Origin of the sequence: Streptomyces hesseae (genome assembly GCF_031845785.1) — a bacterium.
GTDB lineage: Bacteria > Actinomycetota > Actinomycetes > Streptomycetales > Streptomycetaceae > Streptomyces > Streptomyces hesseae.
Genome location: NZ_JAVRFI010000016.1, coordinates 112,002 through 125,849, shown reverse-complemented (window position 1 = coordinate 125,849; position 13,848 = coordinate 112,002). Strand labels below are relative to the sequence as shown.

Here is a 13,848-nt window from a genome sequence, read left to right as displayed (position 1 = left end):
GACTCACCGATTTACTGGCATCACCCGCACAGATATAACTTTGCCCGTCTTGTCATATTCATTGGGGAAGTTTGATGCGCAGGATTGCTTCGGGTGCGATGTCCGCTCTGCTCACCGTCGGTGTACTCACCGGCTGCTCGTCCACGGACGACAAGAGCGGGACCGAGACCTCCGCGGGCGCGATGAAGGAGAGCACCAAGCCGACCGGACCCACGACGGGCGCGACGGGAAAGACGGCCAAGCCCAAGGCCGGCGCGGGCCTGAAGGACGGCAGGATCGGCGACGCCGGTACCGCCTGCGCCCTCCCCGTGTCGTTCGAGGCGCCGAAGGACTGGAAGCTCACCGAGTTCACGGCCGAAAGCCGTGATTTCCTCCGCAAGTTGTCCGGCCACCCGTCCGTGAACGGCGCCTGCGAACTCTCCGCACGTCCCACCGGCGTGATCGGCTTCATCCGGGTGTTCACCATCGACGGGCCCGACAAGTCGCCCCGCCAGGCACTGGAGAACTTCGTCTCCGAGGAGAAGCGCGTCAGCGAGCCCCGCTACACCGAGACCAAGCTCGGCGACCTGCCTGCCACGGAGGTCGTCTACACACAACAGGACCTCCTCCTGGACGAGCCGCAGACGCGCCGCGGCCTCGCGGTGAAGACCCCGAAGGGCCTGACCGTCCTGCACCTCGAAGGCGCGGAGAGCGACGACTCCAAGGTGATGATCCCGGCCTACGAACAGGCCAAGGCGACAATGCGCTCCACCACCTGAGCCGACGCCCCGCGAGGCGCACCGCGCATACTGGGCCGATGCCCACGTCCTCCCCCGGGCTGGACCGCATGCGGGCCTCGCTCGCGGCGTGAGCCGACCCGACGAGCTCAGCGCAAAGGGGCGCCCGGAATCCTCCGTGCGCCCCTTCCGTCCTGCGCTGACGCAGACCTGGCGGAGACTGTGGGATTTGAACCCACGGTGACATCGCTGCCACGACGGTTTTCAAGAGGGCTGTGGTCACAAGGGCTGTTGCCCATGTGACCTGTACAAACAGCGCCACGGATGGGGCCCGGCCGGTCCGCCGGTCCACGTATGGTCCACAGATCCCGGAAACGTCAGTGCGGGATGCCCTCGATGATGTCGCGCGCCCCCTGCCGCAGCAGCTCGGCGCATACGCGGGTGCCGAGGGTCGCGGGGTCGTTGCTGCTCTCGCCCCAGTAGTGGGCGTGGACGAACTTGGAGCCGTCCCGCGAGAAGACCATACCCCTCAGCGAGAGCTGCCCATCCGGCTCCGAGATGCAGTGCCCAGCGATGGGGCTGTTGCAGTGCCCCCGCAGACCGTGCAGCATCACGCGCTCGGCGGTGATCTCGGTCATGGTCCGCTCATCGTTGAGCTGGGACAGCAGACCAGCCACAGCCCCGTCGTCCTGGCGGCACTCCAGACCGAGCGTGCCGGCGCCGACAGCGGGCAGCATCTCGTCCACGGTGAACACCTGGCGGCCTCGGTGGGCGATACCCAGCCGCTCCAGCCCGGACGTGGCGAGCACCATGGCGTCGAGCTTGGTGTCGATCTTGCGAGTCCCGTCGAGCTTCTCGACACGCGACCCCACGGCCCCACGGACCCGTACGACGCTGAGGTCGGGACGTACTCGGTTGATCTGCGCCTTGCGGCGAACGGCCGACGTTCCGACGACGGCGCCGGGCGGAAGCTCGTCCAAAGTCTGACGCTCAGAGCCCTCCGGGAAGAGGAGGACGTCGCGAACGTCATCGCGGGGCAGGTACGCCGCGAAGATCAGCCCCTGCGGCAGTGGCCGGTCCCCCGGCACGTCCTTGACGCAGTGCACCGCCATGTCGACGGTGCCGCGTTGCAGCATCTGATCGATTTCCTTGACGTACAGGCCTTTCCCGCCGAGCTGGGCCAGGTCGCCCTGCCACTTGTCCGCCTCGGTGGTGACGGGGACGACCTCGATGTTCAGGTCGGGCTCGTGCTTGTGGAGAAGGGCGGATACCTGCTCGACCTGGGCGAGCGCCATGGGGGAACTGCGTGTGCCGATACGCAGGGGACGGTCGGGGAAGTCGGTCATGGTGTCCTCTCCTGGGTCCTGGTCTCAAGGTAGGTAGTCGGGCGTGGGTACTGGAGCGGCCCCACGATGCGTGCGGCGATTCGCGGGTGCAGCAGTCGCAACGCGCTGGTCGGCGGCTCCCACCGCCACGCGTCGATCTCGTCGTATTGGAGGGTGATGCGGTCGTGATCAGCAGGGCTCAACTGTGGGCCGGCGAAAACGAACACGAGCCGGTCACGCCGCCCGGGCCTGGTCGCTTCGAGCCACTCGACGGCGAACAGGTCGTGCGTCTGCACGTCGAGAACCAAGCCGAGCTCTTCGCGGACTTCCCGGCGGGCCGCGTCAAGGGGTGACTCTCCGAGCTCGACAACCCCACCCGGCAACGCCCAAGGCGCATCCGCCTTCGCCGGATGGACGATGAGCACTCGGTCTTGGGGATTCGTGATGAGCACGGATGCCGTGATCGGGTGTCCAGCTGGCGGCGTGTGCGTCATGGCACCAGCCCCGCCAGCTCTTGCCGGTCCACGCCGGCGGTCGCCCCCATGCGGATGCGATCGTGCGACAGCCAAAGGCTGAGATGCTCCTGCGTCGCCTTCTCATCGCTGTAAGGCGGGATGGGATCGAGCCCCAGAAGGATGCACACCGGGGCGCCCTCACCGACCATGCGCGACCATTCAGCGCCGACCGGTGGTAGACGCAGCGAATACGGGGCACCCGTGATGGAGAGCAGAGCCCCGGAGGCGCCCAGCAGAATCACGCGGCTCCCCACGTGGCGCATGGGTTCGGACGATCCGGTGAGACCGAGCGCGGCAGACAGGCCGAGCATCTGCTGTTCGATGCTCTCCGCCGTCTCTCCTTGGCGACGGGCAGGCGGGTGCCCGATCAGCAGGAATGCCACGGGCCCGGCAGCGGTGTCTTCGACCCACGTGGACACCACCACCGAGCACAGGAGCCCAGGCGTCACGCCCAAGCCACGGCTTGGCGGACTCGCGAGCGTGCCACTCACCGTCAACCCTCCTCCCTCACGAACGGCAGAACGACGGATCGGCGAACCACGAAACGGGCGGGCGGCCGCGTGCACAGGGGGGTCTCGCGGCTCTGCAACGCGATGCTGATCACCTGGCCACCGCCCGGGGACCGTTCTCCCACCGGCGGCTTGCTCACAGTGCGGAACACACCCTCGTCCAGCACGGCGTCGCCTTCCCGAATCCGATCGGCGCGCATGAAGGCGAAATAACGCGTTCTACGGTCTCTGACCGTTATTCCTGGTGGCATGGCTCCAGCCAACTCCCATAACCCGTTCGAGGCGGGAGCCTGGGCGGGGGCCAGTTGGGGGGCCAGTATGGGGGCCAGCAGCCGACTGCCGGGGAGGGCGACGGATGGCCGAGACAGGCATCGGGGCATTGCTCGCGCGGTTACGCGATGACCTCGGTTGGTCTCAACAGCGCGTCGCCGACGAGTACAACGGGCTCGAAGGACGCTCTGCCATGACCGGCAAGGAGATCGGCCGGTACGAGCGCGAATCCCGCGTGCCGACGTCGCGAACGCGCGGCTTCCTCGCCACTGTCTTCGGCGTCGACCAAGTGGAGCTCGACCGTGCGGCCGGCGTATCCAGGCGGCGCAAGACGGCAAGCCGAAGCGCTGAACTGCCAAAGCAGAAGACCACCGTCCATGTCGCGCCATCACGTCGCGTCTTGGCTGCGGACGCCACCTCTTCGGCCCGGTTTTCGCGGTTCATCGCCTCACGCAACACGGACCCGTATGCCGTCGAACAGTTGGATTCCGAGGTCTTTACCCTGGCCCGCCAGTACGTCAGCCGCCCTGTCTCAGAGCTCCACAACACGATCAGCAGCCTGCGGGACGAGACATTCGACCTGCTGAGGGGGCGGCAACGACCACGACAGACGCTCGACCTCTACGCGGCGGCAGGGCGCCTATGTGGACTGTCAGCACACGTATGCCTCGACCTGGGGGACTACGCGTCCGCCATGACCCACTCCCGCACGGCATGGGCCTGCGCCGAAGAGGCGGACCACCACGGGCTCCGCGCCTGGGTTCGCGGCATGCAGTCGCTGATCACCTTCTGGGACGGCGACCCGCGAAAGGCTGCTGATCTCGCACGCGCCGGCCAGTCCTACCCGGCGGCCGGGGCTGATGGTGTTCGGCTCGCGAGCCTGGAAGCCAGAGCCCTGGCCGCTGCCGGGGATCGCCGAGGGGCCACCGCCGCCCTGCGCCGCGCCGAGCAGGCGCGAGACGCCTTGCCGGACGCCGAGACACCCGGAATCTTCAGCTTCCCGCACGCCAAACAGCTGACCTACGCCGGAACCACACACCTGTCGATCGGCGACCGCAGCAACGTACGGCAGGCAATCGACAGTGCCGCCGCCGCAATCGATCTGTACCGCGATACGGCAGCCGACGACCGCTCGACCGGTGACCTGCTTGCGGCCCACCTGGACCTCGCACGCGGGCACATGCTCGCCGGAGACGTCGATGCCACCGAGGCCATGCTGACGTTCGTCCTCGACAGCCCCGGCGGGCTGATCTCGGCGAGCATCCTCCGCCGCCTGAGCGCTCTCTCAGGCGAACTCGGGGCTCAGCAGTACCGTGGTTCGCCACGCGTCGCAGAGCTGCGCGAACGCATCCACAGCACGACCACGTCCACGAAGCCCCGGAGCCACTGACGTGACCGACACCCCCGTACGGCACAACGCCGACGTCACCGATCGTTCGCTTCTCTCCGGAAGCGCCTACAAGAGCGGGCGGGATCTCTCGGCACGGCAGTCGCTCTACCAGTGGCAGTCGCCGCGCTATGACCTTCCCGGCCTGGTCGCGGAGCAACTACGGGAAATCCGCGGAACGGTAGTCGACATCGGCTGTGGGAACGGCAAGTTCATCCGCCGCCTGCGAAACGACCGCCCCGATCTCCAACTGCTCGGACTCGACGTCTCGGCCGGCATCCTCGCCGAAGTACCCGGCCCCGTGGCCGTGGCCGACGCCTCACAGCTGCCCCTGCACGACGGCCGTGTGAACGCCGCACTGGCCATGCACATGCTCTACCACGTCGAGGACATCCCCGGAGCGGTCAGCGAACTCGGCCGGGTGGTCGCCGACGGCGGAACCGTCATCGCATCGACCAACAGCGACCGCGACAAATCGGAGCTGGACGACCTATGGCAGCGCGCATCCGGCGACATCCTCGGCCTGGATCGGGGGCCGTCACGGATCTCGCTCAGCGCCCGGTTCTCGCTCGAAGAGGCCCCGTCGGTGCTCAGCCACGTCTTCGGCACCGTGAACGTGATCGAGTTGCCCGGCACCATCACCGTGACCGATCCCGCTCCGGTCGTCGCGCACATGGCGTCGTACCGGGCCTGGGCCAATCAGCACGCAGTGCCCTTCGAAGAAACGATCCAACGCGCCGGGGAGATCGTGTCCCAACGCATCGAAAAGCAAGGGCAGTTCGAAATCGCGTGTCTCGGCGGCCTGCTGGTCTGTCGCCGTTGAGCCGACCTAGGCTCTTCTTCTCTAAATCCCCAGTCAACGGCGGCCACAGAAAGCCAGCCACGACGCGCCGGCACTATGACGATCGCCCGCCACGTGTGGCTCCAGCAACCACCCACCGGCATCAGCCACGCCATCCATTCCCGTCACGGCCGGCGCCTCTACCGGCCGTTGCGCTGCATGCTTGCCCGGCAGACCCCTTGAGGCTGGCGCCATCGGAGAGGTGCGGCGCGAACGGGACGGGGTCGGGCTACCGGGGCATCTGAGTCTGATGCGGTGGCTGGACGGTGACTTCGGCGCTGTCGCCCTGGTGGTGCCCCTGCTGGGCCGTCCGAGGTACTTCCTGGGCCTGGTCGTCGCGGTCGATTGGCCATTGCGCGCTGAGTGGCCGGGGGCCGCCGGGAGCGGTGGCGCTAGACAAGGAGCGGCGGCGGCCACGGGCCGCCAGCGCGCGGCGGACCGCGCGAGCGGGCCGCCCTTGATCCAGTAAAGAAACTCGTAACAGCCCTGCCGCTTCTCCCTCTTGGCCGCTTCGGCCGAATCTTTCTCCGCGCTTGCTTCCCGTTTTATGGCGCTTTGCGCTCTAGCTCGCCCATATCTGCTCGGATTTGAACCGGTTCGTTCGCCGGATCGCCAGAAACTGTCCACAGGGCTCTTTCGGCAGGCTGCGGTCATGGGAAATTCGAGTTGTCGGCGTGACTCCGGTAGGGCTGCTTGCGGGGCGGCATTCCCCGACTTCCCTGGGTTTCCAGGGGAGCTGGTCCCTGATTCGCGCCGCCCGATGGAGGGTCTATTGCGCCGGGAGTTAATCCACAGTGTGAGGTGCGCCACTCGGTGTCACACCATGGCGGTTTCCCGTACCTATACCAAGCGGATAGGGGAAATGCGTTCGCCGCTGGGGGTGTCCGCTTTCGGTGATCCCCTGTCGCTCGCGTCGGAGGGTCCGGCGCTGGATGCGAGGAAGGCGGCCCAGTGACGGGCGTCACATTGATGCATGGTCACACGCGCGAGCTCGGCGATACCTCTATTGGCGATCCCCCCGAATGCCGGCTGATGACGGGGGCGGTCCTGCGTAGCACGGAACTGCCGGTTAGGGAAACCGGCGTTTCTCCGGATTCTGGAAGCGCGGTCCGAGGCGGAACGAGCGAGGAGGTGTGAGACGTGAGCAGTGGCATAACGGCCGACTGGGCGGGGCGGGCAGCCTCGTCCGGAAAGGGCTGCGGACGTGCGCTGACGGCTTGCCCCGTGGGGTGTCCGCTTTCCCGGCTGCAATGGGTCCATCGCGGGCAGTCCCGTGATCGGCCCTACTGCGGCTTGGGTGAGTACGGCGCGACAGAACGGCACGACATGAACGGGGCGGGCATGCACGCGAACGAGGCGGCGGAGATCACGGCGCGGATGGCCGAGGTTGATAAGAAGCTGGGCCAGTTGGAGGAGCTGGCGCGCCGCATATGCGAGAAGGGGGTGGCTACTTCTTCTTCGGCTTCTCGGTGATCCCGGCAAGCTGCTGGAAGACCTCCAAGAGGTTGTCCAGCCTGGCGTTTACGGCGTCAAGGCGTTGGGACAGCTCCTCGTATTCGGGCGTGGGCATGTGGTCTGCGGGCTCCGGCTTGCTCGTGCCGGCCGTTGTGCTGGGCTCGGGCGGTAGGGGGTCGCACACGAAGTTGCCCCGCCCGGGGGTGGAGTAGATCAGCCCCTCGTCGCGCAGGAGGCGCAGGGCAGAGCGCGCGGTCATGTTCGCGATCTCGTATTCAGCTTCGAGGTCGCGCGAGGACGGGACGCGCTCGCCCGGCTTGATGCGCCCGGAACGGATCTGCTTGCGGATCTCGTCGGCGACCAGCCGGTATGGCGGAGTGTGGGAATCCCTCGGCAGGCTCATGCGTCGAGGGTAGCCCGCCTGGCGCACCCATCGCACTAAACGGCTTGCACTGCACAGAACCCAGCCATGCCCGAACCCCGCACTACGGACATGGTGCGCTAGCGCGCTTGACGGGGGTGGTGGGCATGGTGCACTGTGGTGATCACGCCGCACCGAGCGGCCTCGATCCGAGAAGGAGTTCCCCATGGCGCGTATCCGCGTTGGTCTGCTGGCCTCGACCCGGTTCATGGTCGGCACGCTGCCGGTGCTGAAGTTCACCGACCAGGAGAAGACGACCCCCGCCACCGACCGGGAGAGCAACCAGCCGCTCTACACCGTGACCCTGTTCCTGATGGAGGAGGAGCGGGCGGAAGCCATGAAGATCACCGTCCCGAAGGACGGTCTGCCCAACGGCCTCAACGTCGGTCAGCTGATCCGGCCGGTGGACCTGTTCGCCACTCCGTGGGCGCGGGTCTTCAACGGTCAGCTTCAGGACGGCATCGCCTACCGCGCCGCTGCGCTCGAACTGCTCGCCCCCGCCGCACCGGTCGCCGACGAGCCCGGAGACCTGGCGGCGTGAGCGGCGACGAATCCCGCTTCTGCCTCGCTCCCTCGCTCTGCCCTCACTGCCGGGCCTACCCGGTGGCTCACCGAGGATCGGATGACCGGTTCTCGGAGAGCTTGATCAAGTCGGTGACCGGCGTTCTGGTCGGTCACGGCTTCCCGCCCGTCGAGAACGTCTACGACTGGGCGGCCCTGGAAGCAGCCTTGATCCGCTTCCTCTACCGCGACGATGTGAAGGACACCGGTGACCCCGATTGAACTGATGGGCTACGCCCCGGCTGCGGCCGGGGCCGCCCTGGCCCTGATAGCCCTCTGGGCCGTGATCTGGATCGTCCGCTACGTGCGGGCCGACGCGGAGACCCGCGTCAGCATCCGGCAGGCGGTTCGTATCCGCCGGGGCTGGAAGCGCCTGGCCCAGCTGTGCGGCCTCTCGGTCACGGACAAGATGCCCACCCTGACCCAGCAGTTGGCGACCACCGACGCCAGCAAGACCCCGAAGCCCCGGGTCCTCACCCCGGCCCTCAAGATCAAGCCGGACCGGTACGGGGTCGTCGGGCAGGCGAACTGCCTGCCGAAGGTCGGTCTGGAGGAGTTTCAGAAGGCCGCGCCGCACCTGGCGGACGCCTGGGGCTGCACTCGGGTGTCCGTGACCCAGGACAAGCCCGGCCACGTCGTGATCCGTGGTGTGCGGGTTGACCCGCTGCTGACCCGGACCACGCGCGTTCCCACGGGGGAGGTGCCCAAGGCACTGGCCCGGTGGAACCTGGGCTTGGACGAGTACGCCCAGCCGGTGAGCGTGGACCTGGCCGAGGTGCCCGGCGTGACCGTGGCCGGCCTCCCCGGCTTCGGCAAGACCTCGAACATCAACGGCTTCATCTGCGATGCCGCCCCCTCGCCTGCGGTGCAGTTCGCGTTCGCCGACGGCAAGGTCTCCCACCCCGGTGAGGGCGACTACGCCGACTTGATCGGCCGGGCCTTCGCCGCCGTGGGCGACGACCTGGACGAAGCGAACAAGCTGTTCCGCCGCGTCGTCGAACTCCGTCGCGCCCGCTCGTCCTCGATCAAGGCCGTCCTCGGGCGCAAGGACATGTGGCACGGCGGGCCGTCCCGGTCCTGGCCGTGGGTGGTGCTGATCATCGATGAGGCCCACACCTACTTCCGCGATCACAAGGGCTCGGACAAGGAGAGCAAGCGCCTTGCGGCCCTGGCGGCGGAGAACGCCCGCCTGGTGGAGGACCTGGTGAAGAAGGGCCGCAGCGTCGGCATCCTGGTCATCCTCGCCACGCAGAAGAGCACCGGGGACGCGATCCCCACGTTCATTCGGGACGTGTGCCCGGTGGGCTTGTCCTTCGCGCAGAAGACCGCTGATGCGGCCGTTGCCGCCCTCGGTGAGGACATCCGCGACTGGCCGGACGCCAACCCCGTCCAGTTGCAGGACCCCGCCTATGTCGGCGTCGCCGTGATGAAGCTCAGCGGCAGGAGCGGTTTCACCCGCCTGCGCACGCCGTACGTCGCAGAGGCCGACGCCGCCCGCATCGCCACCGAGACCGCCCACCTGACCGCCGACCCCGCCGATCTGCTCGCCGCACAGCTCCCCCTCGGCGTGATCCTCGACAAGACCGACCCCGACGAGGACGGCGAACCCCTCGCCGCATGACCCAACCACCCGAGCATTCACACCGCTTGGAGAACTGATGACCTGCTCAGACTGTGGCAACGCCGACATCACCGAGTACAGCTACGACGGCGGCAAGACGATCACGGGCTACGAATGCCGCGACTGCGGCACCAACTGGCGGGCCGAGGCGGGCTGAACACGCCGTGCGCCCCCGCCCTCCCGCACCACAGGGAACTGAAAGGAGGTGAACCCCTATGTCTGAGGACCGGATCACTCAGCGGACGGTGACCGTCGTCATGGGCGTCATTGCCGCCCTGGCCTTCGTCTTCTCCTTTGGCAACGTCTGGGCCCTCGCGCTCCGTCTCGGCGTCCCCGCCCCGATCGCACCGCTGATCGCCCCGATGGTCGATCTGTCGGTGGTCGGGCTTCTGGTCGCCTTGCGCTACCTCTCCCTGCGCGGTGTCCCGGCCGCACAGATGAAGTCCGCAACCCGCCTGATGCACATCTCCGGCCTGCTGACGCTGGCCCTCAACATCGCCGAACCCATCGCCGCCGGACACTACGGTCGCGCCGCCGTGGACGCCGTGGCGCCCCTGCTCCTCCTTGGCTGGGGAGCGGTCGGCCCCCAGCTCCTGCGCGCCTTCCAGGCCGTTACCGCCGACACCGCACGCGCTTCCGTCACCGCTCCGACCGATGCCGTCGGCCCGGCCCCTGCCGACGAGCTGGATGCGTCCCCTGCCGACGAGTCGAACCCGGCCCCGGCTGGTGAGGCTGATCCAGCGCCGGAACCCGCGCCCGTGCGCGAACCGGTACCTGCTGCGGCCGTCGTTCCCACCCCGGTACCCGTGCCGGTGCCTGCTCCTCCGGCCGCACCGGAATCCGCGGTGACCCCCGCCCCGGCCGTCAAGGTTCCGGAGCCGCTGTTGACCGAAGCGCGCTCGATCGCCGACGCCCACCGTGCCGAACACGGCGAACCCATCACCGCCGTCCAGCTCAAGCGGCGACTCGGCGTCGGCCTCCCCATGGCCACCGCCCTCCACACGGCCCTGACGGCCTGACCCCTCTGCCGGCCTTCCGGCACCTTCCCCACCCCTGCCCTGCCTGGGCTCTGTCCGCCATGCCCCGAGCAGCCACGCCCCCGTACGTGGCTGCTCGGGGCCCGCCTCCCGCAGTGAGGAGAGATTGCTATGCGCACGCTCGATCTGCGCCACGTGAAGAGCCTCGCTCTGCGCGACCTGGTGGAGCTGGCCCACCTCGACGACTTCGACCGGGTGGTCGAGCAGATCCGCAACGTTCGCGGCTGCGCCCGCCCGGTCAACCTCATCGGCTCCACCACCACCCTGGACTCCGACACGGACACGGTGCTGCGGTCGTACTCCACCGCTGACGAACCCACCGGCCGCCTCCTCACGGCCTGCGGTAATCGCCGGTCGTCCCGTTGCCCGTCCTGCTCCCGCGTCTACGCCGCCGACACCTACCACCTGATCAAGGCCGGACTCTCCGGCGGCAAGAACGTCGCCAAAACCGTCAGCACCCACCCCCGCGCCTTCGTCACCCTCACCGCCCCGTCGTTCGGCCCCGTGCACAACCGCCCCAACACCCCGGCGGGCAAGATACTCAACTGTCGTTGTGGCCAGCGCCATCACGAGGACGCCCCCGCCTTGGGCACCCCGCTCAACCCGGCCACCTACGACTACACCGGCGCCGTGCTCTGGAACGCCCACGCCGGAGCCCTCTGGCAGCGCTTCACCATCTACCTCCGCCGCGAACTCGCCGCCCACCTCGGCATGACGCAGAAGGCGTTGAACGCCGCCCTGCGCGTCTCCTTCGCCAAGGTCGCCGAGTACCAAAAGCGCGGCCTCGTCCACTTCCACGCCGTCATCCGCTTCGACGGCCCCGAGGGCCACACCACCCCGCCCCCGCCCTGGGCCACCGTCGACGCCCTCACCCACGCCGTGCTCGAAGCCGCCGGCCGTGCACGCATAACCGTGACCTCCAAGGCCACCGGCGAACGCGAACTCACCTGGGGCAAGCGCATCGACGTCCGTGAGATCACCGCCCTTGGCGACGGCGAACTCACCGACGAGAAGGTGTCCGCCTATACCGACCAGAGGGTTGCCTCCTACGTCGCCAAGTACGCGACCAAGAGCGCGGAAGGCACCGGCACCGTGGATCGGACCTTGCTCTGCCGCCCCTGTGGCGGACGCGGATACACCCGCGCCCCGGATGGCTTCCGTGTCCTGTGCGCCGACTGCGACGGCACCGGGCAGTCCGAACCCATCGTGGACCTCAAGGTGCAGCAGCACGTCCGACAGATGATCCGCACCGCCTGGGCCCTCGGCCACCTGCCGGAGTTCGCTGATCTCAAGCTCTGGAAGTGGGCCCACATGCTCGGCTTCCGAGGCCACTTCTCCACCAAGTCCCGCCGTTACTCCACCACCCTCGGCGCCCTCCGCGGCGTGCGCCGCGCCTGGCGCGTGGAGCAAGCCCGCACCCGTGCCGGCCTTCCGGCCCCGGAGGAGAACACGACGCTCGTCGTCTCCCACTGGACCTACCTGACCACCGGCTACCGCCCCGGTGAACAGTTCATCGCCGCCCAGGTCCGCCACGAGATCGCCCAAGCCGACCGTGCCAAGACAGAAGGGAAGCCCTGGCAGTGAGCCGCACCCGACACGAGACCCTGACCTTGCCCGAGGTGCTGGCCGAGATACGGATGTCCCGCGCCGCCTTCTACCGCATGCGGGCACGCGGCAAGGCGCCCAAGTGCCTCAAGCTCCCCAACGGACAGATCCGCGTTCGCCGCGCCGACCTCACCGCCTGGTTCGACGCCTGCGAGGTCCCGGCGTGCTGACGTACGACGTCCAGATATGGGGCATCCGCAAGCGCCCGGACCGCCCCAAGCCGTACATGCTCCGCTGGCGGGTGGGGACACAGCCCCACTCGAAGAGCTACGCCCTCAAGGCTCAGGCCGATGGCCGACGGGCCGAACTACTCGCTGCCCTCCGGAACCGCGAACAGTTCGACACCGCCACTGGTCTGCCCAGCTCCGAACTCCACGAACTCCAGTCCCCTAGCTGGTACGAGCACGCCCGCGCCTACGTCACCATGAAGTGGCCGACGGCTTCGGCGAAGCACCGCGCGAGCATCGCCGATGCCCTGGCGACCGTCACGCCCGCCCTCGTGACCGACACTCGCGGCGCCCCGAAGCCCCGGGTCCTCCGAACTGCCTTGTACGCATGGGCCTTCCGTCTCCACCTGGGCACCGAAGAACAGTGGCGCCCCCGCCTGGAAATAGAGACGCCTTCGGAGGACATCCAAGCAGCGCTGGACTGGATCGCGCGGAAGTCGGTCAAGGTGACCGACCTCGACAAGCCCTCGTTCGTCCGCTCCGCCCTGCAAGCGCTGTCGCTGAAGCTCGACGGCAAGGCCGCCGCCGCGAACACCGTCAACCGGAAGGTGCCAGTCTTCAGCAACGCTCTCCGGTACGCGGTCGAGCGGGAGTTGTTGGTGAAGGTTCCTCTGGACAAGGTGGACTGGAAGGCCCCGGAGGTCGATGACGAGATCGATTTCCGCTACGTCCCCGGGGCAGCCCTGGCGAAGCGGCTCGTCGTCGGCGTCGCCGAGCAGGGCAACCGTGGACGTCATCTGAAGGGATTCTTCGGCTGCCTCTACTATGCCGCCGCACGGCCCGCCGAGGCGACCGCCCTCATGCTGTCCGACTGCACGCTCCCCGAGACCGGCTGGGGCGAACTCGTCCTCGCGCGGAGCACTCCCCGGGTCGGCTCGGCGTGGACTGACACCGGCAAGTCCTTCGACTCCCGTGGCTTGAAGCGACGGGCCCGGAACGCCACTCGCTCCGTGCCGATCCCGCCCGTCCTGGTCCGCATGCTCCGCGAGCACACCGCGGAGTTCGGCGTCGCCGAGGACGGCCGGCTCTTTCGCGCAGCCCAGGGCGGTCACCTACTCTCCAAGGAGTACGGCGACATCTGGAGGGCTGCCCGGCTCACCGTGCTGACGGAGGGCGAAGCGGCAACGCCCCTCGCCGAGAAGCCCTACTCCCTCCGGCACGCGGGCGTCTCCCTGTGGCTCATGTCCGGTGTCGCCCCCGCCGAGGTCGCCCGGCGCGCGGGCCACAGCATCGCCGTCCTCTTCCGCTTCTACGCCAAGGTGATCCACGGCCTCCAGCAGCAGGCGAACGAGCAGATCGAGCGAGCCCTGACAGAGGCTAGCGAAGACTAGGCCGGATAAGCAGTACTTCAGCAACTT

At 68.2% G+C, this 13,848-nt stretch carries 15 protein-coding genes; 11 read left to right on the top strand and 4 right to left on the bottom strand.

Features of this window, described 5'->3' with window-relative positions:
* The first annotated feature begins 74 nt into the window (after positions 1 to 74).
* Positions 75 to 758: a lipoprotein gene (locus tag RM609_RS23195; RefSeq protein ID WP_311613448.1), complete on the top strand. Its 684-nt coding sequence runs from the start codon at positions 75 to 77 to the stop codon at positions 756 to 758.
* A gap of 335 nt (positions 759 to 1,093) precedes the next feature.
* On the opposite strand, the gene hemC is transcribed toward RM609_RS23195, so the two are convergent.
* From hemC to RM609_RS23180, 3 genes are read right to left on the bottom strand one after another with little or no spacing between them, the layout of a single operon-like run.
* Positions 1,094 to 2,062 carry a hydroxymethylbilane synthase gene (gene hemC, locus RM609_RS23190; protein ID WP_311613447.1) on the bottom strand — a complete coding sequence of 323 codons (969 nt, stop codon included), beginning with the start codon at positions 2,060 to 2,062 and terminating at the stop codon, positions 1,094 to 1,096.
* Positions 2,059 to 2,535: an NUDIX domain-containing protein gene (locus RM609_RS23185; protein WP_311613445.1), complete on the bottom strand. Its 477-nt coding sequence runs from the start codon at positions 2,533 to 2,535 to the stop codon at positions 2,059 to 2,061. The genes hemC and RM609_RS23185 overlap by 4 nt, the downstream gene beginning before the upstream one ends.
* Positions 2,532 to 3,047 (bottom strand): hypothetical protein, encoded by a 516-nt coding sequence (locus RM609_RS23180; RefSeq protein WP_311613443.1) that lies wholly within the window; start codon positions 3,045 to 3,047, stop codon positions 2,532 to 2,534. The genes RM609_RS23185 and RM609_RS23180 overlap by 4 nt, the downstream gene beginning before the upstream one ends.
* Before the next feature lie 373 nt (positions 3,048 to 3,420).
* Between RM609_RS23180 and RM609_RS23175 the strand changes: the two genes are divergently transcribed.
* The 3 genes from RM609_RS23175 to RM609_RS23165 all read left to right on the top strand — a co-directional run bounded on the left by RM609_RS23175 (position 3,421) and on the right by RM609_RS23165 (position 7,036).
* Positions 3,421 to 4,725: a helix-turn-helix domain-containing protein gene (locus RM609_RS23175; protein WP_311613442.1), complete on the top strand. Its 1,305-nt coding sequence runs from the start codon at positions 3,421 to 3,423 to the stop codon at positions 4,723 to 4,725.
* A gap of 1 nt (position 4,726) precedes the next feature.
* On the top strand, positions 4,727 to 5,545 hold the full coding sequence (locus tag RM609_RS23170; protein ID WP_311613441.1) for a class I SAM-dependent methyltransferase: 819 nt from the start codon (positions 4,727 to 4,729) through the stop codon (positions 5,543 to 5,545).
* A gap of 1,158 nt (positions 5,546 to 6,703) precedes the next feature.
* The gene (locus RM609_RS23165) at positions 6,704 to 7,036 is read left to right on the top strand and encodes a hypothetical protein (protein ID WP_311613440.1); all 333 of its coding nucleotides are present in this window, start codon (positions 6,704 to 6,706) and stop codon (positions 7,034 to 7,036) included.
* On the opposite strand, the gene RM609_RS23160 is transcribed toward RM609_RS23165, so the two are convergent.
* Positions 7,011 to 7,421 (bottom strand): GntR family transcriptional regulator, encoded by a 411-nt coding sequence (locus RM609_RS23160; RefSeq protein ID WP_311613439.1) that lies wholly within the window; start codon positions 7,419 to 7,421, stop codon positions 7,011 to 7,013. The two genes, RM609_RS23165 and RM609_RS23160, sit on opposite strands and share 26 nt — an antisense overlap.
* A gap of 184 nt (positions 7,422 to 7,605) precedes the next feature.
* Here RM609_RS23160 and RM609_RS23155 point away from each other — a divergent pair, with 184 nt between their 5' ends.
* From RM609_RS23155 to RM609_RS23125, 7 genes are all read left to right on the top strand, one after another.
* Positions 7,606 to 7,980: an SCO3933 family regulatory protein gene (locus RM609_RS23155; protein WP_311613438.1), complete on the top strand. Its 375-nt coding sequence runs from the start codon at positions 7,606 to 7,608 to the stop codon at positions 7,978 to 7,980.
* A 113-nt stretch (positions 7,981 to 8,093) separates the two neighbouring features.
* Entirely contained in the window at positions 8,094 to 8,222 is a 129-nt protein-coding gene (locus RM609_RS23150; protein ID WP_311613437.1) for a hypothetical protein, read from the top strand.
* Positions 8,209 to 9,621 (top strand): FtsK/SpoIIIE domain-containing protein, encoded by a 1,413-nt coding sequence (locus RM609_RS23145; protein WP_311613436.1) that lies wholly within the window; start codon positions 8,209 to 8,211, stop codon positions 9,619 to 9,621. The genes RM609_RS23150 and RM609_RS23145 overlap by 14 nt, the downstream gene beginning before the upstream one ends.
* 215 nt (positions 9,622 to 9,836) lie before the next feature.
* Entirely contained in the window at positions 9,837 to 10,640 is an 804-nt protein-coding gene (locus RM609_RS23140) for a DUF2637 domain-containing protein (protein WP_311613435.1), read from the top strand.
* A gap of 129 nt (positions 10,641 to 10,769) precedes the next feature.
* Positions 10,770 to 12,242 (top strand): replication initiator, encoded by a 1,473-nt coding sequence (locus RM609_RS23135; RefSeq protein WP_311613434.1) that lies wholly within the window; start codon positions 10,770 to 10,772, stop codon positions 12,240 to 12,242.
* Positions 12,239 to 12,433: a helix-turn-helix transcriptional regulator gene (locus RM609_RS23130; protein ID WP_311613433.1), complete on the top strand. Its 195-nt coding sequence runs from the start codon at positions 12,239 to 12,241 to the stop codon at positions 12,431 to 12,433. Before RM609_RS23135 ends, RM609_RS23130 begins: the two co-directional genes overlap by 4 nt.
* Positions 12,427 to 13,821: a site-specific integrase gene (locus RM609_RS23125; RefSeq protein WP_311613432.1), complete on the top strand. Its 1,395-nt coding sequence runs from the start codon at positions 12,427 to 12,429 to the stop codon at positions 13,819 to 13,821. The genes RM609_RS23130 and RM609_RS23125 overlap by 7 nt, the downstream gene beginning before the upstream one ends.
* Positions 13,822 to 13,848 lie beyond the last annotated feature (27 nt).